Here is a 25,777-nt window from a genome sequence, read left to right as displayed (position 1 = left end):
CTAGAGTATTGCGGCGATTTTTTTCTCTAAATAATAGTTACAAGGTAATGAGGTCATGGTAAACTGTCCTATAGGGTTTACCTCCAGGAAAACGTAGTCTCCTTTTTCATCCACAATAATATCTATGGATCCTGTATCGAGAGACAGTTCGGCCATCACCAGCCGGAGCTGTTGTTGAACAGTGGCAGGCAGCTTATAGGGAACTGTTCTGTTAGGCTTACTTTCCGCAGATCTTCTGAAATCGACGGTTGTTTTTTTGCTGTGTTGGGAGAAGATAGCCATGGCATAAAAATCTCCTTTCAGATAAAAAACGCGCAGCTCAAATTTTTTCTTGATTTCCAGTTGTATTAAGGAAGGGAAAAAATGATCCGGAAGGGGCGCTATATTTTCAGTTGTCAGTTTCTCCGTGTAAGAATAATACCCCGTCTTTTTAGTGAAGCGATATATACCGTTCCCGAGTGCTTTGGTCACCACCCCTTTCTTCTTTTCTTTCAGGATCTTCACTAATGCAGCCTTGCTGCTGATGATGTAACTCTCCGGAATGGTGAGCCCATGTTGCTGCGCGATGGCCAGCACTTTCATTTTGTTTACTTCTGAACTGATATTGTTGCCGAGTGTGGTACATTTATCTGCCAGACTGGAATGGATGTAATCTATCAATACTTTTAATTCAGACTGCATGTGCTGCTGATGAAACGTTGTTGCATCAGGAAAGACAGCCTGGTGGTAAGTCTTTTCATCAATAGGAATACTTTTGATGGAGAATCCTTTTCTTCTGTACCACAAAGAAGTAGCATCAAAGAGATTAACCAGCTGGCCCTGTTGATCCACGATCAGTTCATTTTTAGTAACATCAAAATGAACAAATCGGGTTCGCTTATCATCTGCATTTAGCCGGATAAATTTTTTGTTTAATGAAACCAGCCATTCTATTACGATGGAAGTACTTCCATCATCCTGTCGACTGAAAATAAGAATCATGTCGTTTGTAAGCTTTAAAAATTAACAATACCTATTATCATAGTAAAGCCGGTTTAAAAGCAGAACCAGATAGCCGGGACGATAACAATTTTGAAAACCGGCATCTTAGGATAGATGATGGTTGACAAAATTGTTATCGTTGAAAAATATCGCTATCATACCTGCAAGGCATACCTGCTATTAAGGATCCTGTTTTATAACAGTGCCATTTCAGGATAATGACAAATGAGTATGATAGGTATGATATTAGTGGTCGGCATCTGAGTCTGAGTCAGAATCTGAATCTGCAACAGAAGAGGAGCTGGCTGAAGCACTGGCAGTAGAAGTATCGCCACCACCACCTGGGTAAGTAGGATCTACTAATTTGTTACCACCTAATACTTTGTTCAGTTCTTTGGCGGACATTTCTTGTAAGTCCATTTTGTTTAATTTCAGTTTTTTTGTTTTCATAAAATTTGATTTGAAGTTGCTCCTTACTCTGTTGAGGCTTTTCAGGAATCCGCCTGTGGTGTTGCGCAACAATATTTTGTGGTGAAAGAAAATGCGTTTATAAAGATGTTGCTACAGTAACAGTATTGGCTAAATAGCAGATTGCTGGTTGTTATATGATGGATAATAGGATTTAAAAAGAGGAGGGGTATGATGGATCAGTTTCATCCTCCACTTCATACTCGGTATCAGTATCTGCATTGAAACTTTGAGAAGCGGTATTGGAGGATGAACCGGATATATCTCCGGAAAATCTTGTGGCAAGGGATCCTCCTGACACTTTATGCCGTTCTTTTACAGACATCTCCTGTAAATCCATTTTTTTTAAAGTCAGCTTTTTAACTTTCATGATATTTGGTTTTAAAATATTTTTTGAAACCAGATGGAGGTGCAAATTGTATTTTGTAACGAAGGGCTTTAAGTTTCACTACATGCGTTGATTAGGGCTGGTATTTTGTAATAATGATACTGGTGTTTATGGATGGTATATATAAAATGCAAATCTGGCACTAGTAAACAATAGTGATGTTTACTCCTCATTAGCCGCTGTAATGAGGAGTAAAATGAGGGTTGAAATACCGGTGTTACTACTGATCTGAATAATAACCATCAGGCGAGATACATCAGCTGTATCCAAAAGCAATACGGCTGGGAGTAGATCTCTTTCCGGAGATATTATTTTGAATAAATAAAGAGGCCGGCACTTCCTGGTTTATCCGGAAGACTAGGATTCTGCTTCGGATTCTGCCTCCGCTTCTGCTTCTGCAAATGAAGTAGAAGTGGCGGTAGCAGTAGCAGTGGCGGTATCGCCTCCTGGATAGGTAGGATCTACTACTTTGTTACCACCTAATACTTTATTCAACTCTTTGGCGGACATTTCTTGTAAGTCCATTTTGTTTAATTTCAGCTTTTTCGCTTTCATAAAATTAAATTTGAAGTTATTCCTTACTCTCTTGAGGCTTTTCAGGATGCCGCCTTTGTTGCGCAAGTATTTTTTTATAGATAATAGCGAGGTGTGTACCTGTTGTAATAAACAGGTATCAACTATGTGATAAGAAAGGCAAAATGAATCAACTGATCCTATCCGCATGGGATAAGCGATCATCTGTTTCAATAAAGATATGCCCCGATGGTTTTAATGTGATGGCGCTATCTGCTATATGGGCATAGCACGGCCCTTATATACATATAGGTTACAATAGTATAGTTTTAATAGTATCGGAAGGGTAAAGACATAACTATGGTGGGTTGTTTAGTAGTTACTCCGACTGTTTTTAGTAAACATTTAATGGTGTTAAACAATAATTATTCTGAATGGTCTCATAGTAAAAATACGCTCAAAAGCACTCCTGGTGGCGAGTGGGTGGTTTCAGTTATTATAATCAGAGATTATAGCACGAGTTGTTGAAAAAGTATTTTTACGAGTTTTAACAAACGATAGTTGCTGCTGATTTGCTAAACTAATTTATAGATAAAAACCGGAATTCAACTTAAAATAAATCGAATTATTGGAAAAAAGATGGGGTATCTTTTCTAGCTTTAATTAATGTGTTGTACATCAGTACTTAAGTCGAGTGCAGGTGTTGTTTTTTTATCGCTTATATAACTCTTACCCATAAACGTATTAAAAAGCCCGGCAAATCATTTACCATGATCTGCCGGGCTTTTCTTTTCAATAGTGCTTATAAACGATTAATCTTTTATCAAACTCACTTCTACCAGTTTGGTCGTACCATTCAGGGCACCTTCCACTACAATCTTACCATCAGCAGCATTAGCCAACGCTTGTACCTGTAAGGTATTGCCGTTCAGACTAACGTCGAAACCTGCCGGTGCGCTATATATCCTGGGACTCACCTGGCGGGCATACTGGATGGGAATTGTATAGGTATTACCGGGTGTAAAATAGAGGGTGGATTGTTTCACGCCTATATAAAGCCCGGTAGGTTTATTCAACGGGTTGGCCCGCATGAACTCCCACATATAGATAATAATGTTGTTCCAGTTGATGCCATGGTTGGCTTCCGGGATGGAATAGAATTCGATGTTGCCGTTGCCGCCGCCCCATTTGGTAGGCAGCAGGGTATAGTTGCCGGCAGCAATGGGCTGCTGGCCTTTGATGCTGTCTTTGGCGTAGTAGCCACCCAAGGTAGCTGCCCATACTTTGATATTTTCAAATGCGGCAGCATGATTGACGGAAGCATCCTGCTGACCGTTGAAAGCACGTACAGCGGTGGTACGGGGTGGTGCAGACAGATCTGTCAACTTCATTTGTCCGGATACAGGGCAGGCAGCCGCAAATACTTCACTCATTTCCCGTGCCAGTACAAAAGAGAAGATGGCGCCACTGGAATGGCCACAGGTATAGATCCGGTTGGGATCTATGGCCGGTGTAGCTGCCTTAAAGAAAGCCACCATCGCTTTTACAAACGGGATATGTTTTTCGGAAAACTGCCAGTTTACCGCGCCGATTTCCGCAGTACCTGCAGGGAATACCGTGATGATATTGGCGGTATCTGCGAGGCGGTTGAGCGGGTCCTGCGGTGTCACGTTCAGCAGCGGGTCTGGTGGTGTGCTGCCGGCGGGGTAGGTGTAGCTACCGTGGAAGTTGAATACCAGGGATATGGGTTTCTGGGGGTTCAGGGAAATGGGGAAATAGTATTTGAATTCCCGCATTACCTTGTCGCCATTGGGCATGGTCACTTCCAGGTTTACCTTGTTGATGCCGGCTTTCAGGTATCCTGCCGGCCACTGGTCAGGGCCATCAGGATTAAAAAGATCGCCGGGTGCTACCGTTTCTTTCTGTTGTGGCGCATATACGCTGGTATCTTTGGCGCAGGAAAACAGTCCTGCAACAATAGCCAGCATGCAGATATATTTTCTCATGGATAAAGCTATTTGGTGTTTTTTGTCTTTACCGGTTTGGTTTGCAGGCCTTGCGGGCGCAGCGAATATTCTTTGGCGCCGATAGCTGGCGGGGCAATCAATGGCGCACTTTGCGGCGCCTGTTGCCGGATAATATATTCCAGCAGGCGGGCATAGTTGAAGTGAGCAATGCCATTATCCCGGTCAGGTACATTATAGGCGGCATATTGTGCCAGCTTCGTCAGCATAGACAGCTGTGCAGCAGGCATTGCGGCCTTTTCATCTCTTACCCTGACTACAAAATCGAGGTCGGCGCAAAGTTCTTTGTTGCGGCTGCCAGCGTGCAGAAACAGGCTATCAGCCAGTATATTGGCCTGCGGATAATTACCGGCTTTCATCGCTTCTTCGAATTGCAGTTTGCTGATGAGATACTTCCGGCCATCGAAATCCGGTGCTTGTTGTAATACCTGGGCATCCCTTTCCCAACGGTACAGCGCAAACACCTGATCGGCTACGGCTTCCCGGCCATATTGCTGCATGTATCTTTCCGGTTGCCTTAGTAAATCCTGGCTAAGTGGATGTTGCCTGGTTTTAATGAAGCGGGTGAAATATTCCCAGATATCGGGATTATTCAGGTCATAACCTTTCCTGCCAATCAGCTGGTTGAATCTTTTATCTGCCTCTTCGCGCTGATAGATACTGGAAAGATAATAGGCCATGTTGTAGAGATGAGCCGGATCGGTTACCCCTTGTTGATCCTGCTGGTACAGGAAGGTAGAGTTCTTGTCTTTACTCAGGGCCGAGGCGCCGGTAAAAAGAAAGATATCTTCATCCTGCCGGCTGGTAGAGAAATGTACGGCATTGGTGGTAGTGGGATCAATATATACGAAGGTCGGATATACCTTCACCCCGTATTTGCGGGCGAGTATACTGCCACTGGGTGATTCCGCATCAATTTTCAGGTTGATGAAGTTGGTGTTATAGAAGTCGCCGACAGCGCGGGTGACGAATACTTCATCGGCCATAGCCCGGCAGGGCCCACACCATTGGGTGTAAAAATCAATGAAGATCATTTTCTTTTCTTCGCGGGCTTGCTGCAGTGCTTCCTCCCAGGTGAGGTGCGCAAACTGCAGGCCTTTCTTGGCATAGGTAGCCGTTGCAATGAGCAGCGCAACGATGGTGAATATTTTTTTCATCATAGTAATTAGATTTTATCTACCGGTACGCCATTTTTGTCGATGCCGTCCCGTTGGTGAGTTTGATATTTAATGCGGATGTCTACCGGGTTACCGGATACGCTTTCATATTTCTTATCAAATAAAAGGCTGATGGTGGAGTTGTTGAAGGTCATCTTCACCACATCTCCGCGGAGTGGTCCGTCGCCGTTGGTAGCCGTGCCATAGCGGGATACCGCCATCAGCAGGTTACGTTCTGTACGTGATACTGTGAAGGCATTGATTTTATCTGATGCGCTATATCCCATCGCGCCCAGGTCGGCGATGACTTCCGATGGCGCCGCGTTGTTCAGTACGTTCAGGATATTATACCGATACATGCGGGTGCCTGAGCTGAACAGCAGGTAAGGAGAGTAGGTCATGGTATAGAACCGGCTATCCTCATTGATAACGCTGCTGCTTACTTCTGTTTCACCATTGATGGCAAAGGGCATGTTGGTCTGTTCCGTAGCATTGCCGGGCACTGTGAGGTAAACGATTTTCGCTCTGGTGCCGTTATGTAAGATGGCTACACATTTATTCGGTGTAGACGTATGCGAGGCGTAAATCATTTTGTAGCCCGGGTAGGAAGGCAGGTATTCGTTGTTGTCTTTGTTCAGGATGGTGAGCGGCCGGCGGCCGTAGTTGCTGTACAGGAACTTACCGTTCTTGTTGTCATACAGCAGTGCATAGGTGGATACGTCATAGCCTCGTTGCTGCAGTACCGGACTGGTTTGCTGTGAGTTGTTGACGTAGGCGTAGCAGAGTGCCGGCGCCAGGTAGCCGTCATTGTCCGGCTTCTGGTTGACATATGCCAAACGGGTGTCGCGGCTCATGGCATTGAAATATAAGGCGCCGCCGGAGATGAGCAACAGCCGCCCGTCCTGGTTAATACCGCCGTAAGGATTATGGTTCCACATACCCAGCTGATAGGAGGCGTATTGCGGCTCAAATCCGGATACATCCTGCACCGGATAGGGGGGCAGGAAGGAGGCAAAGGTACCGCCCGTGATGAAACGGAGGTACGATTTCGGGCCCATCGTATTTTTGTCGAGGAGCCGCATACCTTCTGCCGTGATAACCTGGAGACTCCCTTTGGTGGTATCGTCTGCAAAAGGAATCTGCTTAGCCATAGAGTTATAGCTGATGCAGATGCTGCGGGGGCCGGACCCGAGCATCTCTCCGAATCGTTCGCGGTAATAGTTGACGGCGAAGTTGCCGTCTTTGTCCAGGCGCTTGTAGGATAACTCTGCCTGGCCGTTGTAGTTGCTCAATACCAGCAGCAGGTCGCCGGCAGTGGCAGAACTAACCCTTAAGCCAAAACGAAAATAGGCTTTGATACCATTGCCTTTATCGGTGACAATGAAGCGGCCCAGGTGTTCGCCAACAGCCAGGTTCACTTTCATGCGGAGGTCTTTCCCGGTATAGACGATTTTACGTCCTATTTCCCATTCGTAGGTAAATTGGGTGGTATCTGCGTATTGGGTGCCCTGTAAGGCTACCGGTATATGTAATGAATCATCCTGATCCCGCTCATAGCGGCTTTCCAGACCATTTATCGTCAGTTCATTCAGTTCTGTATAGTCGTAGTTTCCTTTGTCTTTATAGCAAGAAGACAAGCCGGCGAAGACCAGGAGTATACCTGATAATAATTTTATCTTTTTCATGATACTACGGTACAAGTTTGTCAATTAATACCCGTGCACGGGTTTCTTTGTCATACGTGGGATTCTGGATCAGGTAATTCCGCAAGGAAGAGAAGTAGGAATAAACCAGGTTGGCATCCATCGGGTAATCCTTATTAGGATCCTTGAAATTGTCATGGAACGTCATCAGTATCTTCCATTTTTCAGGATGATAATAATAGAGCCCGGAACCTTCGTATTGTTTCCACCATCTTGGTTCCGACAGGTAATTGTTGATGTAAAGGTCGATGGCTGCACCCTGTTTGGTGCCGTTGTCGAAGTCGTCACTGCTTTCCATACGTAGCCGCAGCCGCCGGTTTTCCTGCGTAATATGGCTGCCGTTCAGACTACTGCGGAGTACCACGATCCGGAGGGTATCTTCAAAAATTCCTTTCTGGAAAGTCTGCAGTGGTGGCAGTACTTCATAATGTACGCCTGGTATTGCAGTCGTAGAGTCGTTGTCGATAGACAAGCGATATTGGCGGTCTTTATCTGACCGTTGCCCCATTACGCGGACGGCAATCTTCGCGGTATCTTTTATCACCTGCTCCGGCTTCATGCCAAAGGAGAAGGTTACCTTATCAAAGTTGATCACCTGGTTGAGGAGTGTATAATTATACGTGAAATAGATCTTGTCTTTTCCACTGTACGTAAGCCCGGCATCCTGGGTGCAGGAAGCAGCCAGCAGGGCCAGTGCAGATATGATGGCTAGTTTTTTCATGATACATGTTTGATAACTGTACAGACAATCATTTACCGGTGTCCTGTTTCTGTTTCTTTGTCAGGAATCGGGAACACGAACAGGCTGTTGGACGGGGGAATGTCGCCCGTGCCGGAAGTGTTCCTGATCGCCTTGTTCAGCCGTTTGTAGGCGAAGAACAACTGACCTTCGCCGGGATACTCGCGGATCATTTCATCCAGTATATTATCGCGGGTAAGGAAAAACCAATCGGAAACATTCCGGATCCGGGAACGCCGCAAGGTATTCAGGTACTGGAGCGATTGGTTACGGTCGGTGTCATACAAGGCTTCCGTCAGAATGAGATACATCTCTGCCAGTTTGATCAGGGGGATTTTAGGTGTAAACACCTTGACATTACCCCGGGTGTACTTGGTGAATTTACCCAGGTCAAACCATAGCTGGTAGCGGGTATCGTCGCTGTTGGCATTGTAAATACCGGGCGCATCTCCGAAGGGCAGTTTGGCTGCCGTCGTGGAAGTTTCAGTCTTTACTTCGAAATGAACGGCGTTGGACTGCTCCGGGATATTTTTGTTACGCAGCGAAAAGATATGTTCATCAGAGAACCGGATATCTTTTTTAGATTCATCCACATCGATGCCGGTTTTGAAATCAAGGAGCCGGAATTTGTTGGCAGCAATCACTTCTTTCGCATATCTGGTGGCATTTTCCTTGTCTCCTTTAGTCAGGTATACCCGGGCCATCAGCGCACGTATTGCATATTTATTCATGCGGGCCACATCGCGGTCGGCCATGTTTTTGTCCTGCGATAAATAAGGCGTAGTGGCATTGATAGGATCTGCTTCATTGAGATTTGTCCAGGCAGCTTCCAGGTCGCCCAGTACCAGCTGGTAGCATTCTGCCAGCGTATATACCGGCGGGAGTGCTACGCCGAATTGTTTGTTATAGGGAATGCCGGTGGCCTGGTGATTGAATTTGATGTCTGCGCAAAACATACGCATCAGGTCAAAGTGCAGATAGGCACGTAGCGCCAGTGCTTCTCCCAGCACCTGTTTCCGGATGTTGGGCCGCATGACAACACCGTTTTTCTGTTCCCAGCGGATAATGTTGTTGACGGAGGCAATGGTGCTGTACATATCAGACCAGATGCCGTCTATCTGTTTGCGCAGGGTGGCATCTTTGTAATTATAGTCGCGGTAAGGTTTGTAGCTTTCGGCCATGCTGTTGTAGCTGTAGTACTGTGCCAGTACGTCCAGCAGTTCATAGCTCAGTTTCTGCCCGTAGAGATTAGGCTCGGCCATCTGGTTGTAGGCGCCGGCCAGCGCATCTACAAAGCCCTGCTCTTTGGCAAACAGCTTGTTTTCATCTACCTGATTGATCAGGTCAACATCAAGCCATTTTTTACACGATGAAAATAACAGCATCAGCATGCTCAGTATCAGTAGCCTGGATTTCATGTGTGAAGATTTAAGGGATGATAAAGATGTGTTAGAACGTGACATTGAATCCACCATTGAAAGTTTGTGCATAAGGATAAAGGGTACCTCTTTCTGCCTTTACGGTGGAAAACCGGATCAGCTCTGTAGAAGAAAGTTGCAGTCTTACCCGTTCGGCTCTCATCTTTTTGGCGGTGCCGCGAGGCAGGTCATAGGTCAGTGAGAGGGAAGAAAGTGACAGCTGGTTATTGTCCTGCACATAACGGTCGGTCTGGTATGACTCCGAAGTATCGTCTATCCGTTTGAATTTGGCGGTGCTGCCGGGTTCCTGCCAGCGATCGTACAATACTCTTCTGTCGGCGTTGAACAGTGGGTTGGCGCCTTCCACACTTGTTTTGAGGGTGGAGTTGAAGATCTTGCCCCCTACGCGGTAAGAGAAAACGGCCAGCAGGTTCAGTCCATTCCAGTTCAGGTTGGAGCTGAAGTTACCTTCTACGGTGGCACGGGTATCACCCACTACTACCTTGTCGCGGTAGTCGTAGTCAAAGGTGTATTCGCCATTGCGTTTGATATAGATTTCGTTACCGGTGGCGGGATCGATACCGGCAGAACGTACCACCATCAAGGCGCTCTGGGAACGGCCTACTTCATACGTGCGCAGTGGCTGCGGCCCTTTTACATTTTCGGCCTTGTTGGCTTCTGTATTCATCACCTCCAATGCATTGGAGAGTTTCTGTATCTTGTTCTGATTGCTCAGCGCTGCCAGCGTAACACTCCAGTTCAGGTTATGTTTACGGTCGCGGATCAGGTTCATACGGATACGCGCATCTATACCGCTGTTCTTCATCTGTCCCATATTCTCGACATAGCTGGTAAAACCCGTAGATGGTGCTACATCGATCGGCAACAACAGGTTGTCGGTGAGTTTAATATAGCCGTCTACGTTAACCTGCAGGAAGTTTTTGAACAGGGTAAGGTCTGCCCCGATGTTGTAGGATAAGGTATTCTGCCAGCGGAGGGAGGAGTTGCCGAAGCCCATCAGGCGGGCGCCCAGGTTACCATTGTACTCACTGCTCTGACTATAGCGATAGGCCGTGAGGGCCTGGTTGGAAGAAAAGTTGATGGTACCTGTACTACCTGCGGAACCACGGATTTTCAGCAGACTGCTGCTCGCACCCCAGAATGCTTCGCGGTTCACATTCCAGGCAAAGCCCACGGCCCAGAACGGCGCGAAACGGGCATCCCGGCCAAACTTGCTGGAACCATCCGTACGGTAAGACGCGTCGATGAAGTAGCGGTTGTCATACCCATAGTTGAGGTTGGCGAAAAAGCCGATCATCCGCGACTTATCGAATATGCCGGTAGGTTTGGAATTTTCTTTGAACTGGGCGGCATATTCCACAAACGTCATATCATCGTTGAGGAAGCCCGTAGCGGCAAATCCGCTGCCGTTCTTGAAATTAGTCAGGAGGTTGGCGCCGACACCGGTGTTGAGAACGTGTTTGCCCAACACCTTGTTATAAGCCAGCGTCACGTTACCATCTACGTTCAGGGATTCTGAATGGAGGGTTCTGTATTCGCCTTTCTTTTCCGGTTCTTTTACCGTGGCATATTCAGATGAAAAAGGAGAGCGGTAGAATTCCGTTTTTTCCAGTTGTTTGGTCAGTCCCGCGCGGCCCTGGAGGCGCAGGGCAGGTGTCATGCGCCAGTCGATGCTGAAATTGTCCTGGATCGCCACATACCTGTTGAAATCCTTCTGTGGCAAGGTGGCATTGATCAGTGGATTATCCCGGCCGCTGCTGAGTTTCAGTATATAGTTACCGTTTTCATCATAGATACGGTCATGCGGATTTTCTTTTGCGAAGATGTCGAAGTTGCCGTAAGGAGAGTTACTACCGGTCACTTCATCTACAAACAGGTCGTTACGTACCAGGAAGGTTTGCCCGATGTCGTAGTTGAAGGTGATGCCGATACCCGTTTTTTTACGTTCAGACCCTTTCATAACACCGCGGTCATTTTCACTCCGCAGGGTGATACCATACCGGAAGTGTTTATCGCCGCCTTCAAAGTAAAGATTATAGCGTTGGTTAATGGAAGTACGGAGTGGTTTGCTGAGCCAATAGGTATTCACCCCTCTCAGTATTTCCTTCTCTTTCTCATTGTATTTCCGGTCCAGCTCCATCTGGGTATCGTAGTTCTTCAGCTTGTCGGTCCAGAGGCCGGCGCGCTTTTCGTACGTCAGTTTTTCCCGGGCGTCCATGAGATTGTAGTCGCGCAGGTCAGGAGCGGATACCATGTAGTTGGCATTGAGGGTGACGCGTATTTCACCTGCCTGTGGGCGGATGGTTCTGATCACAATCACGCCGTTGGCGCCACGGGAGCCATACAGGGCGGTGGCAGATGCATCTTTCAGGATGGTAAGATTTTCGATGCGGTTCATATCCAGATCGTAAATCCTTTCCGCATTTACTTCCACACCATCCAGCATAAAGAGGGGGCTGTTGGGATTGGTTTTACCATCATCGGCAGAGTTGCGCAGGTCAAAACTGTTTTCACCCCGTATGGTGATTTCCGGTACCCGGTTGGGATCGGAGCCGAAGTTGACACTTTCTTTCAGCGATACGGCAGCATCCAGTAATGAAATACTTTGCAGCACGTTACCGGTACCGATCTGCCGGATCTCCTGGCCGCTGAGTGTACGTTCCGCACCGGTAAAGGATTCCCGGGATTTTACGAAATAGCCGGTGACCACATTTTCTTTCAGCTGGCCTACGGCTTCCTGTAATTTAACGGTAATGGTAAACTGGCCGGTGTTTACTTTCAGCGAACCGGTTTGTTTGTCGTTTACTGCGGCAGCGGCGTATCCATCATTACGCTTGCTGATGCGTACTTCCATGGGATCGTATCCCATCATGGAAATCACCAGCAGGGCATTGTCGGGCAGCTGCTTCAGCGAGAAGTGGCCGCGGGTGTCGGTGACGGTGCCGATGGTGGTGCCTTTGATTCTGATGGAAGCACCGGGCAGCGGTGTGCCCTGCATCGTGAAGATCACGCCGCGGATAGAATCGGGCGGCAGTGCAGCTTCTGTGTTGTTGACCGAATGAGCGGAAGGAGTGGTCGTTTTTTCTGAAATGATAATGTTTTTATCCGCAATGCGGAAGTTTAATGGCTGATCCTTCATCACCAGTTGCAGGAAATCGGGAAGCGGCATGTTCTGCACATCAATAGAGGCGGTATGTGCCGTTTCCAATAAAGATGCGTTGCCAAATACAACATATCCGGTCTGCTTTTTTACAGTGGTAAATACCTGTTGCAGAGATGCCTGCCTGGCGGAGAAGGAAACTGTCTGTGATAGGCCTGTGCCATGTACATGCAACATGGCGGCCGTCAATAGGCAAATGGTTGATTTCATCGCTAACAGCATTTTAGCGGTCCGGCGTCTGCTGCGTCGCCCGGGGGGCGATCCGGCAGCCCGGCACCAATGGTTGATTTTTTGCATAAATTGCATTGACCTGGTTGAGATAATAGGACTTTTAAAACGGTACATTTGATCAGCCAGCGCATTTCCGGCCGGCAGTAGTGGAGTACTGCCGGCCTTTTGTTTACTGCGCTAACCTGGTGGTGGTTGGTTTCTGGCTATATTTAAGGAAGTACGACCAGTTTCCGGGCGCCTTCCATTTTTACATGTACTTTGGAATCTTCCAGTGCCTTGACTACATCTGCCAGTGGCAGGCTGCGGCCCAGTTCCCCGAAGAACCGGATGTCCGGAATTCCTTTTTCATATACTACTTCGATGTCGTACCAGCGGGCCAGTTCCTGCATTACTTCTTTCAGGACTACCCCGTCGAAGTTGAAATTGCCGTTTCTCCAGGCCATTACGCTTTCGGTATCGACTTTTGCCACGGCTATCTTACGGCTATCCAGTACCCGTGCCTGCTGGCCGGGCGCCAGTACTACGGCGGCATCCGGGGCGGCTATGGCAGCTACTCTCACGGCTCCCTGCAGGAGGGTGGTGGTGACGTGATTGCTTTCCGTATAGGCATTTACGTTAAAACGGGTACCTAATACCTGTATGGAAGCCTGCGTGGGTACGATTACCCGAAGGGGAGTGGTGGCACTCCCGGCTGCTTCAAAATAGGCTTCCCCGATGATTTCTACCTTTCTTTCCGGGCCGGTGAAAATGGCCGGGTAACGCAGGGTGGTGGCGGCATTAAGCCATACCCGCGTGCCGTCGGAGAGTACCAGGTGAAACTGTTTGCCACGTGGCGTGCTAATGGTATTATATGCCTGCGCATCGGTGGACCCACCGGCAGGGTTATACGAAAGTTGTCCGTCTTTGAAGGCAATGGCGGCACCGCCGTCAGTAGCTATCTGTCCGTTGCCTGCACTGTCTAATGGAATACGGGTACCATTGGCCAGGGTAAGCAGGATACCATTACCCGCCGGCGTAGCTGCTGGTGGCGGCAGGTGTATGGTCAGCGGAGCGGCAGTGTGCGGACGTTGCAGCAGGTATGCGCCGGTTGCCAGCAGCAATGCCAGTGAAGCGGCGATCGTCCATCGCATAGCGAGCAGGTTCCGGCGAGGCTTTGGTATCATCGTTACCGTTTTACCCAGGATGGCCTGCAATACTGCTTCCGAAGCGGCGGCTGGCATCTCTTCCTGCTCATTATCTGCGTAACTGGCCAGTATCAGCGTTTTTACCGTTTCTTCCAGCGTCGGATCAGCGAGCAGTACAAACAGCTCCGTTCTTTCCTCCGAAGAAATGGTTTTCCGGTAATACCGGTCAAATAACTGTGACAGTCTCTCGTGCATATCAGAATCGTCCGTTTATAATAAAGACAATCGCAGATAAGGCAACTGGTGAGTCGGTGCAAAAAAAAATTTAAAGAATCAGAAAAAGAAGGGGGGAGAGCTTCCGGTAAGTGGCGCAATAAGTTCTGATAGTCCGTACTGCCGCGTCATAGTGGCTTTTCACGGTGTTGGGGGAAATGCCCATCCTTTCGGCTACCTGGGCCTTTGTCAGCTCTTCTTCTTTCGTCAGCAGGTATACTTGTTTTTGCTGAGGCGGCAGTTGGTCAATAGCCTGCCGGAGTACTACCATAAATTCCCGGGCATTGGATTCTGCTTCCGGAGAAATAGCAGGGGCGCCGTCCGTGGGCATGGCGCCGGTACGTTCCCGCTCGCGCAGCAGGCGTTTCAGGGCATTGAAAGTTAAGTTGCGGGCAATGGTAAAAATGTAAGCTTCCAGATTGATAATACCAGGTAACTCTTCCCGGATGGTCCATATCTTCATGAATACATCCTGCACAATTTCTTCTGCTTCCATCGTTGATTCAGTGACACGGTAGGCGGTGGTATACACCCGGTCCCGATACTGAAGAAACAACTGTGTAAAGGCGGTCTGATCTCCCAGGGCCACCAGGGCGGGGAGTGTAGTGCTATGTATGCTGGCTGGTTCCAATAATGCTGACGAAAAAAATACGAAAACGCTAAAGTAGGGTAAAAAGATAAAATACACAAACCCTAACAGGTGGTATCCTATTATATAGAAAATTATCTGCATAAGCTAGGGGTGTGCGGCAACATCCGGAAAATCCGAAAAAAAGGAGGCCGCTTGGGTACTCATGTTATCTGTACCTGCCTGCCTGTTAGTATACTCATCACGGGGATAGTTATAGCCCAAGAAGTGCATATTGTCGTTGTGGATAATATAACCTGACCATTAACAGGAATACAGCTATCTGTTAAATGTCTGCAGTGATATCTGCAGTGACAGAGAAGGGTACAATCATTTTGCTGTCAGATCAGACAGCAGGTATCTGTGCACTAACTACGTATATGGTATCCGTTATGAAAAATCGTATAGCCGACTGATTTATATAGCCAAACCATTGATGATAGGGAGAAAAGGATATAATAAAGACAGCACTGGCAACTGTATTGGGAAATAAAAGTGATAACATATAAAAAATATTCCTGCCTGTATTTGTTGCTGAAATGTTTTCATAAATAGATGTGAAATTTATATCGTTGTAGTATTACTGCAGTGGGATGAAATAATTTTAACGCCGTAAAAGACACACATACACAGTTATGATTCGCTATTGCGGCAATTGTCACGAACGTTTTAAAGGAGCCAATAGAGATTATTGCATATCTGAAAGTATATATTGCTAACGATTTTGTTAATTCAAGTACGAATACACCCTTAATTGGAAAAAACAACAAAAACCTATTTCTGCTAAATAACTTTGCCCGGAGTGTTACAGAAATTATTTTGTTTCATTATTAATCAAATTATTGAATAAGACTAACTTGAGCGTTATTAAATGAAACTGTCATACACAAGGTGCTGCCCACACCATGATGGCTTATGATTTAAATGAATGCATGATTCATATCGTTATGCTTTGATTGTAATATTTAGTAACAGTATTGTAGAAATCATTTTAGGAAACCATAACTTATAAAATACTTTCTCAGCACTTATGAATGTCACATAAATGACCATTTATTGTTCGCGCACTCACCTATGCGTAGGTTGATGTTGTTGATCGGATAATTATTGCATGTTTAATGATTTAACATCTCCGGATGTTATGGACCCTTTTTGCTTTCTTTTATATCATTACACAAACCATTCAATGTCACAGTTTGTGTTTTCAAATCTGGATATTATGTATAAGATACTGCTCACGCCATATCAGGATACATTCCATTAAGCATGGATTTTACAACCCATTTTGTTGTTCATGTATCAACCCGGGCATAGGTTGATAACATTGATCTGACAGCTATTTCCTGTTGAATGAAATGACATCTTTGGATGTTACGGATTTGTTTTGCTTTCTTTCATATCATGACACAAACCATTAGACGTTGCCGTTTGTGTTTTTAAATCTGGCTATTATGTATAGGATACTGCTCACACCATATCAGGATACATTCCATTAAGCATGGATTTTATAACCCATTTGTGATGAATACATCCACCCGGACATAGGTGGGGCGTATTGATCCGATAACCATTTCCCAGTTCAAAAGATTAACATCTCCGGATGTTACGGACCCTTTTTGCCCTTTTAAATGTAATTACTCAAAATATTAAATATCACTGTTTATATTTTTTAAATCTGGATATTATGAACAAGATACTGCTCACACCATATCAGGCTATATTTTATTATGAATGGATATTAGACCCATCACGCAGTGATTATAATATTGTTTGGGATCAGGAGTTGATAGGTAATTTTAATATAGATAGGCTAAATAATGCGATAACAAGATTTGTAAATGATCATTTCCAGATGCATAGTAATGTGGTGTTGGAATCAGATCAGGCATATTGGGTAGAAAGGGAGCCGTTGTCAGCAGATGCCACATTGGTAAACTATTACCCGGATGGATTAACGGAGGAAGAGACCTATAAATTAGCCGTAGCTCCTTTTGATTTGAATCAAGAGCTGCTGATGCGGGTACATCTGATCAGCAGGAGTGAACAACAACATCGTATCATTATTATAATGCCACATATTGTAGTGGATGGCTCCAGCTCAGATGAGTTGATGGCAACCCTGGGGCATTATTACAATGATCCATCCTATAGCGAAGCGGTAAGTGTGGCAGCGCAAATTGAAAAGAATAAAGCGTTGTCTGTTACGATCCATCATAAAATTGCAGCGCAGCGGCAAGAAATGGATGCCTTTTGGAAAGGTCAGCTAAAGGATGTTGCGGCTGTTGATCTTGGCTTTTTGAAAAACCAATCCGGTCACTATCCTGCCGACGCCTTAGGTGTATATGATTTTTGTTTTGAGGAAGATACATTGGCGCAGGTTAAACAGTTGCTATCACTGTATAAACTGACACCTTTTTACTTTGGTCAGCTGGTTTTTGCCATCTTATTGCACAGGATTACCAATGTATCCCTGATAGGGTTACACTATCCGGTGGCTATCCGCGAAGGTATTGCCTTTATTTATGGCTCACAGGTAAATGCCATTTTTAATGTATACCGGTTTGATGCCAGTACTACCCTGCAGGATTTGATCAACCGGTTACAATTGTTCCTGCGTGAACTGAATGACACAAAAGGGAAGTACCTGCCTGTGAGTGATATTGTCCGGCATGCAGCTGACGCAAAGATCCTGAAGCTGGGATTCGGACAAACGAATATGAAGGAGCTGGCACTGGACTTTGACGGTATAACAAACGTAAAGGTGAATACCTCCTTGAATGTGGATCTGGCGCACACGTTGTTATTTGATCAGGAAGTCCGTAATGGATTGCTGAAATTCAGGGTCAGGTATAAAAGCGGTATACTGGACGAAACAAGAATCCGTAGTTTTTGTATCCTTTATCAGCAATTGTTTATGCTGGTATTACAAGACTTGCTGCAACAGCATACCGATAAGAAAGCCATTGATTATCCTTTATTTGATGAAGAAACGCCAGCAGATAGTTATCGGTCAATTGCTTTATGGCAACAGCAACATCTGGCCGCAACAGATAGAACCAACCAACAATTAGCATACTGGAAAAAACAACTGTCAGGTTATGAAACCCTGGCTTTGCCTGTAGACCGGCCACGGAAGGTACAGGAGGCAGATCCCCGTGCTGTTATTTCCTTTACGATAGATAAGGCTGTCAGCGAAGAACTGAGAATCGTATCTCACGAATTGCAGGTAAGCATGCACGGATTGTTACTGGGTGGCTACTATTTGTTACTGGCTGCTTATAGTAATCAGCGGGATTTGTTGGTGGGTAGCCCGATTGCTGACCGGCAAAACAGTCAGGTGCTGCATACACTGGCATTAAGAACGATAATAGCCCCGGATCTGCCACTGGCCGATTTTATTCGTGAGGTGGAACAAATAATATTAACTGCCGGCCTGCATCAGGATCTTTCTTTTGAAAACCTGCTGGCCGCACTGCATATACTGCCGGATAACGCACGGCACCCAGTTTTTCAGGTCGTATTCGGGCTTGCCGGACATAATAATGTGTCATGGCAGGAGATGAATGCCTTGCTGGTACAGGATAAACAACCAGTGGCTGGTTTGGATATCATCAGTATATTGGATGACAGCACTACCGCTATTACCGGCATATTTAACTATGCTGCCGATATTTTTGATGCAGATACGATGCTGGGTTATATCCATACCTATAAAATTATCCTGGAGCAATTATCGCAACTCCAAACAGCAACTGCGAAAAATGCATTGATCAAAACATTGCATTATCTGGATAAAACAACACCCACGCAGTTGATGCAATCTTCGCCGGCAGCATCTTTTATCTCAGACAGTACGCTGCCGGAATTGTTTGCTGCGCAGGCATTACGGGTGCCGGAACAAACCGCGTTGGTGTATGAAGACCAGCAGCTGAGCTACCGGGAACTGGATCAACGCTCCGATGAACTAGCCGGTTATCTGCAACAAACTTATGCTATCCGGCCGGATGACCTGATTGTACTTTGTATGGATCGCTCGCCGGAACTGGTGATCGCCATCCTGGGTATTTTGAAATCGGGTGCGGCCTATGTGCCGGTAGAAGCCAGTTATCCGGATGACCGTATCCGTTATGTGATAGCGGATACAAAAGCTAAAGTGGTTATCACTACAACTGCACACGTTGAGCGGATGGCGGAGATGGAGGTAGCCGTATTGGCGGTTGATCAAAACCGGTTCAATGGCTATGCACCCATCAAACAACGTGTGCCATCTTCGCTGGCATATGTCATTTATACCAGCGGTACAACCGGTCGTCCAAAAGGGGTGATGGTGGAACACGCGCAGGTGGCGCGGTTGTTTACAGCCACCGATGCGTGGTATCAGTTCAATGAGCAGGACGTATGGACTTTATTCCATTCCTATGTATTTGACTTTAGTGTATGGGAATTATGGGGGGCTTTATTGTATGGCGGTAAGCTGGTAATTCCTACCTATGAGCAAACCCGTGATCCGCAATTGTTCTATAACCTTTGCGAATCCCAGGGCGTAACTGTTTTAAACCAGACACCGTATGCCTTCTACGAATTTGCTGCAACAGCGCTTCGCCAGCCGGATGTACTAAGCGCGCTGCGTTATGTGATCTTCGGAGGGGAAGCATTAAATCTTTCTCAGCTGCAGGGTTGGTATAGCCGTTATGCCGATACGGCACCACAGCTGGTGAACATGTACGGTATTACAGAAACGACGGTGCATGTGACCTATAAACCTATCCGGGCTACAGAACTGGATCGCGGCTCCCTGATAGGTATACCGATTCCGGATCTGTCGGCCTATGTACTGAATGAATACCTGCAACCGGTACCAGCAGGTGCTGTAGGTGAATTGTATATTGGTGGTGCCGGCATCACAAGAGGTTATCTGAACCAGCCTGAATTAACCGCCACGCGGTTCATACCGCATCCTTTCCAGGAAGGCAGCCGTTTGTATCGTACCGGAGATCTGGCGCGTTATCTGCCCGATGGTAGCCTGGAATATATGGGTCGTAATGACTTTCAGGTAAAGATCCGTGGTTATCGTATAGAGCTGGGAGAAATTGAAACACAGTTGTCGGGTTATGCTGGTATCCGGCAATCAGTCGTATTGGCCAAAGATAGGGGAGCAGACGGTGGTAAATACCTGGTAGGTTATTATGTATCAGCCGAAGCCATCGCTACTACTGAATTATCTGCTCATCTCAGTGCATCCTTACCGGTATATATGGTACCTGCCATGTTTATACAGGTTAAGTCTCTGCCTTTAACGATCAACGGTAAACTGGATCATCGCCTGTTGCCGGAACCGGTGTTTACTGCGGGGGAGGTTTATCAGCCACCGATAACCTCGCTGGAATGGCAATTGTGTGAAATTTATGGAACGGTGCTGGGCCGGGCCGCTGCAAGTATCAGCATTGAGGATGATTTCTTTTTGCTGGGCGGAGATAGTATTATCGCCATCCGGCTGGTGAGCAGTATTAACAGTCAGTTGCATACGCAGCTGAAGGTAAAAGATATCCTGACACATAAGCGGATCAGCGTTATCGCCGGAATATTGCAGCAGGAAGTGGCAAAAAGTACGGAGGGCGCCTACCAGCCTTTCAGCATGATAAATAAGCAGCATTACGCTGCAATATTACATTTATCAGCAATTGAAGATATCTATCCCGCCAGCTATTTACAAAGTGGGATGTTGTTTGAATCGGCACAGGAAGATACAGGAGGGGTATACCACGATGTATTCAGGTATCATATTGCGCATCCTTATGACCATGACAGGTTTGTTGCTGTGTGGGAACAACTGGTAAGCAAACACGCATTATTGCGGGCCGGATTTTTACTGTCTGATAACGGTTATGATTGTATCATTCAACAGCATATTGTTATTGACCTCCGGGTGGTAGCACAACAGGATCCGGATGTGCTGATCCATGAAGAACGGCATCATACTTTTGATGTTGCAAAGGCGGGCCAATTCCGGATTATTATCAATCAACTGGAAGATACCTTTGATTTTATATTTTCTTTCCACCATGCGATAGCAGACGGATGGAGTATTGCGTCCCTGTTAAATGAATGGCTGGTTGCCTATACGCAGCAACAGCCATTAAGTGCGCCGGCAACATTGCATTATGGCGCATTTGTAGCTGCTGAACAAAAAGTGGTTAATGATCCTGATACGAAAAATTTCTGGCAGACCTATCTCGCCGATGCCGAAATAACAGGACTTAACTGGAATAATTCCGGGAATGTTGCCGGAGATGGACTATTCCATGCAATACACCGTATTACCGGATCGGAGAGCGAGGCAATAATGGCGATTGCCCGATCATTGCATGTGAGTGTAGACAGTATTTTTATTTATGTATATCTGTATACACTGCACCGTTTTCTGAATCAGGAAGCTATTACCATTGGTCTGGTCGTAAATAACCGGATAGAAGCTGCCGGCGGAGATGAGTTATTTGGTTTGTTTCTGAATACAATACCTTATCGTTATAATATTATACCAGGCAGCACTGATCATAAAACAGGTATTGGAAATGTATTTGAAGAGAAGTTGCGGCTGCATGCACATAAGGGGTACCCATATGCGAAAATTAAAGCGGCTGCCGGACGTGACCTGTATGAATTTGCCTTTAACTTTATCCATTTCCATATCCTGGATGGTAGTGTTGACAGTATAACAGCTACTACCCGGTTCGAAAAAACAAATATTCCGTTTATGCTGAACGTGTTTCAGCATGGAGGAAATAATTTTGAGATCTCCTTTGTTGCCCACGATACGATCGCTGATCAGGATTTTCTGGATTATTTTATGCAGCATTTTGCATATAATATAACCCGGCTGATAACAGATAATACTGCATTGGGAGAGCTGCCGGAAAAGGAATACCAGCGTTTGGTATATACCTGGAATGAAACAACCACTGCTTATGCTGATGATAAGACAATCCACGAATTATTCGAAGAACAGGTGGCACTCCACCCGGAACAGATAGCCGTAAGATACGAAGATCGTCAGCTGACCTATAGTGAGCTGAATGCAAAGGCCAATCAACTGGCTGCTTATCTGCGGGCAGTTTATCACATCAAACCGGATGATTTGATAGGTTTGTACCTGGATGGATCAACAGATATGCTGATCGCCATCCTGGGGGTACTGAAATCCGGTGGGGCCTATGTGCCCATGGATCCTGCCTATCCTGCTGATCGTACCGGTTATATACTGGCGGATACGAATACCCGCGTGGTATTGACCAATGAAGTGTATGCAGGAAAGCTGGAGGCTATTACTGCAGATAATAAGGTAGCTATCATATCTATCGATAGCCATATTTTTAACGAAATACACGCTGCTTATCCCATCGTAAATGGTAGTACGGGTAGTGATGCCGGTAACCTGGCCTATATAATCTATACCAGTGGTACTACGGGTATGCCGAAAGGTGTTATGGTAGAACATCGCAGCGTAGTGAATACGCTGCGTGGTATCCGCGCTGCCTACGGACATAGTGAAGGCGCAAAGATCGCAGCTTATACCTCCTATGTATTTGATGTATCCGTTTCTGAAATATTCAGCGCCTTACTGTATGGTAATGAACTGCATGTGTTAAGTGAAGATATTCGCAGGGATGCAGTGAAAATCAGTGAATACCTCTTATCCAATGAGATTGCCTATGTGTATTTGCCACCTGTTATGTTGTCGGTATTGCCGCGTATTAACTATCCTGCACTACGTGCGGTTATTTATGCAGGGGAGCCATGTGATCGGGAAACGGGTAGCTATTGGTCCGCCTATACGAAACTATATAACTATTACGGCCCTACGGAGGCTAGCATTTATGCTACCGGAAAGCAGATTATAGCGGGAGATACCCACCTGATCGGCCGCCCGATAGCTAATACAACTGTGTATGTGTTGGATCCTCAATTGAAACCGGTACCGGTAGGGGCTATTGGAGAACTATACCTGGGTGGTGCAGGCGTAGCCCGTGGTTACCTCAATCAGGAAGCTTTAACAGCTACACGTTTTATATCGGATCCTTTCCGGACTGCAGCCGAAAAACAGGCACAGCATAACGCCAGATTGTATAAGACGGGCGACTTAGTACGTTACCTGCCAGATGGTAACCTGGTATACCTGGGCCGTAACGATTTCCAGGTAAAAATCCGTGGCTATCGCATTGAAACAGGCGAGATAGAAAACCGGCTAGTTGCGTATACCGGTATCCGGCAGGCAATCGTGCTGGCAAGAGATGCTGCTGCTGGTCACAGCAAATACCTGGTAGGTTATTATGTGGCGGATAGTATATTGGAACAGGAAGCAGTATTAAGTTATCTGCGCACCTATCTGCCGGATTATATGGTGCCGGCCGTATTGGTACACCTGGACAAACTGCCGCTGACGATCAATGGCAAAATTGACCGCCAGGCATTACCTGATCCGCAATTTACAGCTGCTGGCGGTTATCAGGCGCCGGAGAATGACATAGAGGCAGTTATGTGTGAGATCTTTGGTCAGATACTCGGCATTGATGGCGGTAAGATTGGTATCCATGATGACTTCTTCCGTTTGGGAGGAGACAGTATTATCAGTATCCAGTTGGTGAGCCGCCTCAGACAACGTGCAGGCATACAGGTGAGTACGAAAGATATCTTCCGTTACCGGACGATTGCACAACTTTATGCAAACGTGGTGAAAGATGCGGCGTCGCAACAGACAGTGCAGGAAACAGAGCAGGGGATGTTGTCGGGAGAAGTTGGCTTGTTACCCGTGCAATCCTGGTTCCTGGCACAGGTGGAACAGGGACTGCTGGCAGATTACCATCACTGGAATCAGTCTTTCCTGATCAATGTACCAGTATTGGATCGGGTGCTGCTGGAACAGGCAGTGAATAAATTACTACACCACCACGATGCATTCAGGCTACGTTACAAACGGGAGGGCGTACAGTACTATAGTGACGTTGTAACCGTTGCAGCCCTTCGTTACCTGGACATCCGCACCCTGAGTGAGAAACAGACACTACCAGCCATACTGACGCAGTGGCAAAATGATTTTGATATTTATGGCGATAAATTATTACAGGTCGGTTACCTGGAAGGATATGCAGATGGACGTGCCCGGATCTTTTTTGCGGCACATCACCTGCTGATAGATGCCGTGAGCTGGCGTATTTTGACGGAAGACCTGGAAAAGATTTACCATTATTTGTCTGGTCTGGCCGATAAGTCAGCGTTGGAAACTATTGTTGTTGCTGACATTCTAGGCCCCAAGGCCAGCAGTTACCGGCAGTGGACTGCGCTCGTAGCATCCTATCCGTCTGTCATAACAGATCCCGCGTCGGAAATAGCCTACTGGTCAAAAGTACAGGAAGGAGTAGTGGCTGGTAATACACGGTTGTTACTACCGGAAACCCAGGAAGTAAGTCATACCACTTTAACACTGGACGAGCATTATACCGGACTGTTGTTACGTAATACGGGCCATGTTTACAACACGCAGATCAACGATATTTTATTAAGTGCTTTAGGAGCTGCCTTGTCTCAGGTGACGGGGCTGGACCGGCATCCTGTTTTGCTGGAAGGTCATGGCCGCGAGGAGTTGTCGGCCAGTATTGATATTACCCGCACTGCCGGCTGGTTTACAACTATGTATCCGGTAGAAATTGTAACAGCTGGTACCGACTACAGGACACACCTGGTAACGGTGAAAGAAATGCTACGTGCGATCCCTGCAAAAGGAATTGGCTATGGGGCATTTTTGGGATATGTACAGGCGGTTTTGCCGCGCATCAGTTTTAACTACCTGGGACAGTTTGATGAACAGGAGAAAAAAGAGGGTGACAGCTGGTATATCAGCGGTGAAAATAGCGGCATATCGATCAGTACAGCCAATAAGGAACCGTATCTGCTCAATATCAACGGCCTCGTAATAGATGGCCGATTACAGTTTGCCATATCAGGAAGGATCACCGGGGAGGTACAACGCGATTTTACAACTGCGTATAAGCATATACTGGAGGATATAATTGTCTACCTGTCTGATGCTGCCCGGAGTTATTTGACCGGGAGTGATGTCAGACATATTGTAACGGCAGACTACTTGTCACGGCTGCAGGCAGATAGGGAGATCAGCGGTATATACCCTGTCAACAGCCTGCAGGAAGGATTTATCTATCATGCCCTGAGTCAGGGAGAGGTAGATGATGCCTACCGGGTACAAATAACCTGGGACTATCATCACGCCCTGGATGTGTCATTGTTATGGCAGGCATGGAGCTATGCCCAACAATGCTATCCTGCATTGAGACTACGTTTTGCATGGGAAGAAGCATTGGTGCAAATTGTTGATAAAGCCGGACATTTAGACTGGCGTTATACCGATGTAAGTGATGAGGATACGGCCGGACAGGAAGCATACCTGAAAAAATTATCAGTTGCGGACCGGTCTGAAATGTTCAACTTGTCGGCGGGCAACCTGTTACGACTATACGTAGTAAAACGAAGTACGCAGCACTATACTTTCATCTTCAGTAATCATCATGCGATCCTGGATGGCTGGAGTATGCCCCTGTTGCTGAATGAAGTACATGCCATGTATGTACGGCTGGAAAAAGGGGAAAGAATAACGATACAGGAAGATAACAGTTACATAGCTACGCAGCAATACCTGCGCGCGCACCGGGATGATCATACAACTTACTGGCAGTCTTACGTTAGCCAGTTGACCGATCGGGAAGATTTAAGCAGTCTGCTGCGTCCGGAAAAACGTCATATCAGCTTATCCGATTACCGGCATATCCTGGCGCCACAGGAACAATCGTTGCTGATTGGCGGCGACCGGTATGAAGCACTGAAAAAAATATGCGCGACCCATGGTATTACCTTAAATGCGGTGCTGCAATATTGCTGGC

Annotated in this window: 13 protein-coding genes (1 of these 13 cut by a window edge); 1 reads left to right on the top strand and 12 read right to left on the bottom strand. The window is 46.5% G+C overall.

What is annotated here, in order from left to right:
* The 12 genes from gwsG to OL444_RS21990 all read right to left on the bottom strand — a co-directional run bounded on the left by gwsG (window position 1) and on the right by OL444_RS21990 (window position 14,831).
* Entirely contained in the window at window positions 1-981 is a 981-nt protein-coding gene (gene gwsG, locus OL444_RS22045; RefSeq protein WP_264729682.1) for a grasp-with-spasm system ATP-grasp peptide maturase, read from the bottom strand.
* A gap of 246 nt (window positions 982-1,227) precedes the next feature.
* The gene (locus tag OL444_RS22040; RefSeq protein ID WP_264729683.1) at window positions 1,228-1,431 is read right to left on the bottom strand and encodes a TIGR04149 family rSAM-modified RiPP; all 204 of its coding nucleotides are present in this window, start codon (window positions 1,429-1,431) and stop codon (window positions 1,228-1,230) included.
* A gap of 172 nt (window positions 1,432-1,603) precedes the next feature.
* Window positions 1,604-1,819, bottom strand: coding sequence for a hypothetical protein (locus tag OL444_RS22035; RefSeq protein WP_264729684.1), 216 nt, complete (start codon window positions 1,817-1,819; stop codon window positions 1,604-1,606).
* A 375-nt stretch (window positions 1,820-2,194) separates the two neighbouring features.
* The gene (locus OL444_RS22030; protein ID WP_264729685.1) at window positions 2,195-2,392 is read right to left on the bottom strand and encodes a hypothetical protein; all 198 of its coding nucleotides are present in this window, start codon (window positions 2,390-2,392) and stop codon (window positions 2,195-2,197) included.
* Window positions 2,393-3,162: 770 nt separating this feature from the next.
* Window positions 3,163-4,356, bottom strand: a complete 1,194-nt coding sequence (locus OL444_RS22025) for a CE1 family esterase (RefSeq protein ID WP_264729686.1) — start codon at window positions 4,354-4,356, stop codon at window positions 3,163-3,165.
* 8 nt (window positions 4,357-4,364) lie between these two features.
* The gene (locus OL444_RS22020; RefSeq protein WP_264729687.1) at window positions 4,365-5,534 is read right to left on the bottom strand and encodes a thioredoxin family protein; all 1,170 of its coding nucleotides are present in this window, start codon (window positions 5,532-5,534) and stop codon (window positions 4,365-4,367) included.
* Between the two features lie 5 nt (window positions 5,535-5,539).
* Entirely contained in the window at window positions 5,540-7,216 is a 1,677-nt protein-coding gene (locus tag OL444_RS22015; protein ID WP_264729688.1) for a PKD-like family lipoprotein, read from the bottom strand.
* A gap of 4 nt (window positions 7,217-7,220) precedes the next feature.
* Window positions 7,221-7,955 (bottom strand): DUF4843 domain-containing protein, encoded by a 735-nt coding sequence (locus tag OL444_RS22010; RefSeq protein ID WP_264729689.1) that lies wholly within the window; start codon window positions 7,953-7,955, stop codon window positions 7,221-7,223.
* 32 nt (window positions 7,956-7,987) lie between these two features.
* Window positions 7,988-9,391, bottom strand: a complete 1,404-nt coding sequence (locus tag OL444_RS22005; RefSeq protein WP_264729690.1) for a RagB/SusD family nutrient uptake outer membrane protein — start codon at window positions 9,389-9,391, stop codon at window positions 7,988-7,990.
* A 31-nt stretch (window positions 9,392-9,422) separates the two neighbouring features.
* Window positions 9,423-12,782 (bottom strand): SusC/RagA family TonB-linked outer membrane protein, encoded by a 3,360-nt coding sequence (locus tag OL444_RS22000; RefSeq protein WP_264729691.1) that lies wholly within the window; start codon window positions 12,780-12,782, stop codon window positions 9,423-9,425.
* A gap of 230 nt (window positions 12,783-13,012) precedes the next feature.
* A complete protein-coding gene (locus OL444_RS21995) occupies window positions 13,013-14,182 on the bottom strand; it encodes a FecR family protein (protein WP_264729692.1) in 1,170 nt (389 codons plus the stop codon).
* A gap of 70 nt (window positions 14,183-14,252) precedes the next feature.
* Window positions 14,253-14,831, bottom strand: coding sequence for an RNA polymerase sigma factor (locus tag OL444_RS21990; RefSeq protein ID WP_264752035.1), 579 nt, complete (start codon window positions 14,829-14,831; stop codon window positions 14,253-14,255).
* Window positions 14,832-16,512: 1,681 nt separating this feature from the next.
* On the opposite strand from OL444_RS21990, the gene OL444_RS21985 reads away from it, so the two are divergent.
* Window positions 16,513-25,777, top strand: partial view of a non-ribosomal peptide synthase/polyketide synthase gene (locus OL444_RS21985; protein ID WP_264729694.1) — the start only. 96,095 nt of this gene lie beyond the right edge of the window; 9,265 of the gene's 105,360 nt are visible here — the first part of the coding sequence; it begins with the start codon at window positions 16,513-16,515; its stop codon lies off the right edge, out of view.

Source organism: Chitinophaga nivalis (genome assembly GCF_025989125.1).
Lineage (GTDB): Bacteria > Bacteroidota > Bacteroidia > Chitinophagales > Chitinophagaceae > Chitinophaga > Chitinophaga nivalis.
This window is presented reverse-complemented; position numbering and strand designations above follow the sequence as displayed.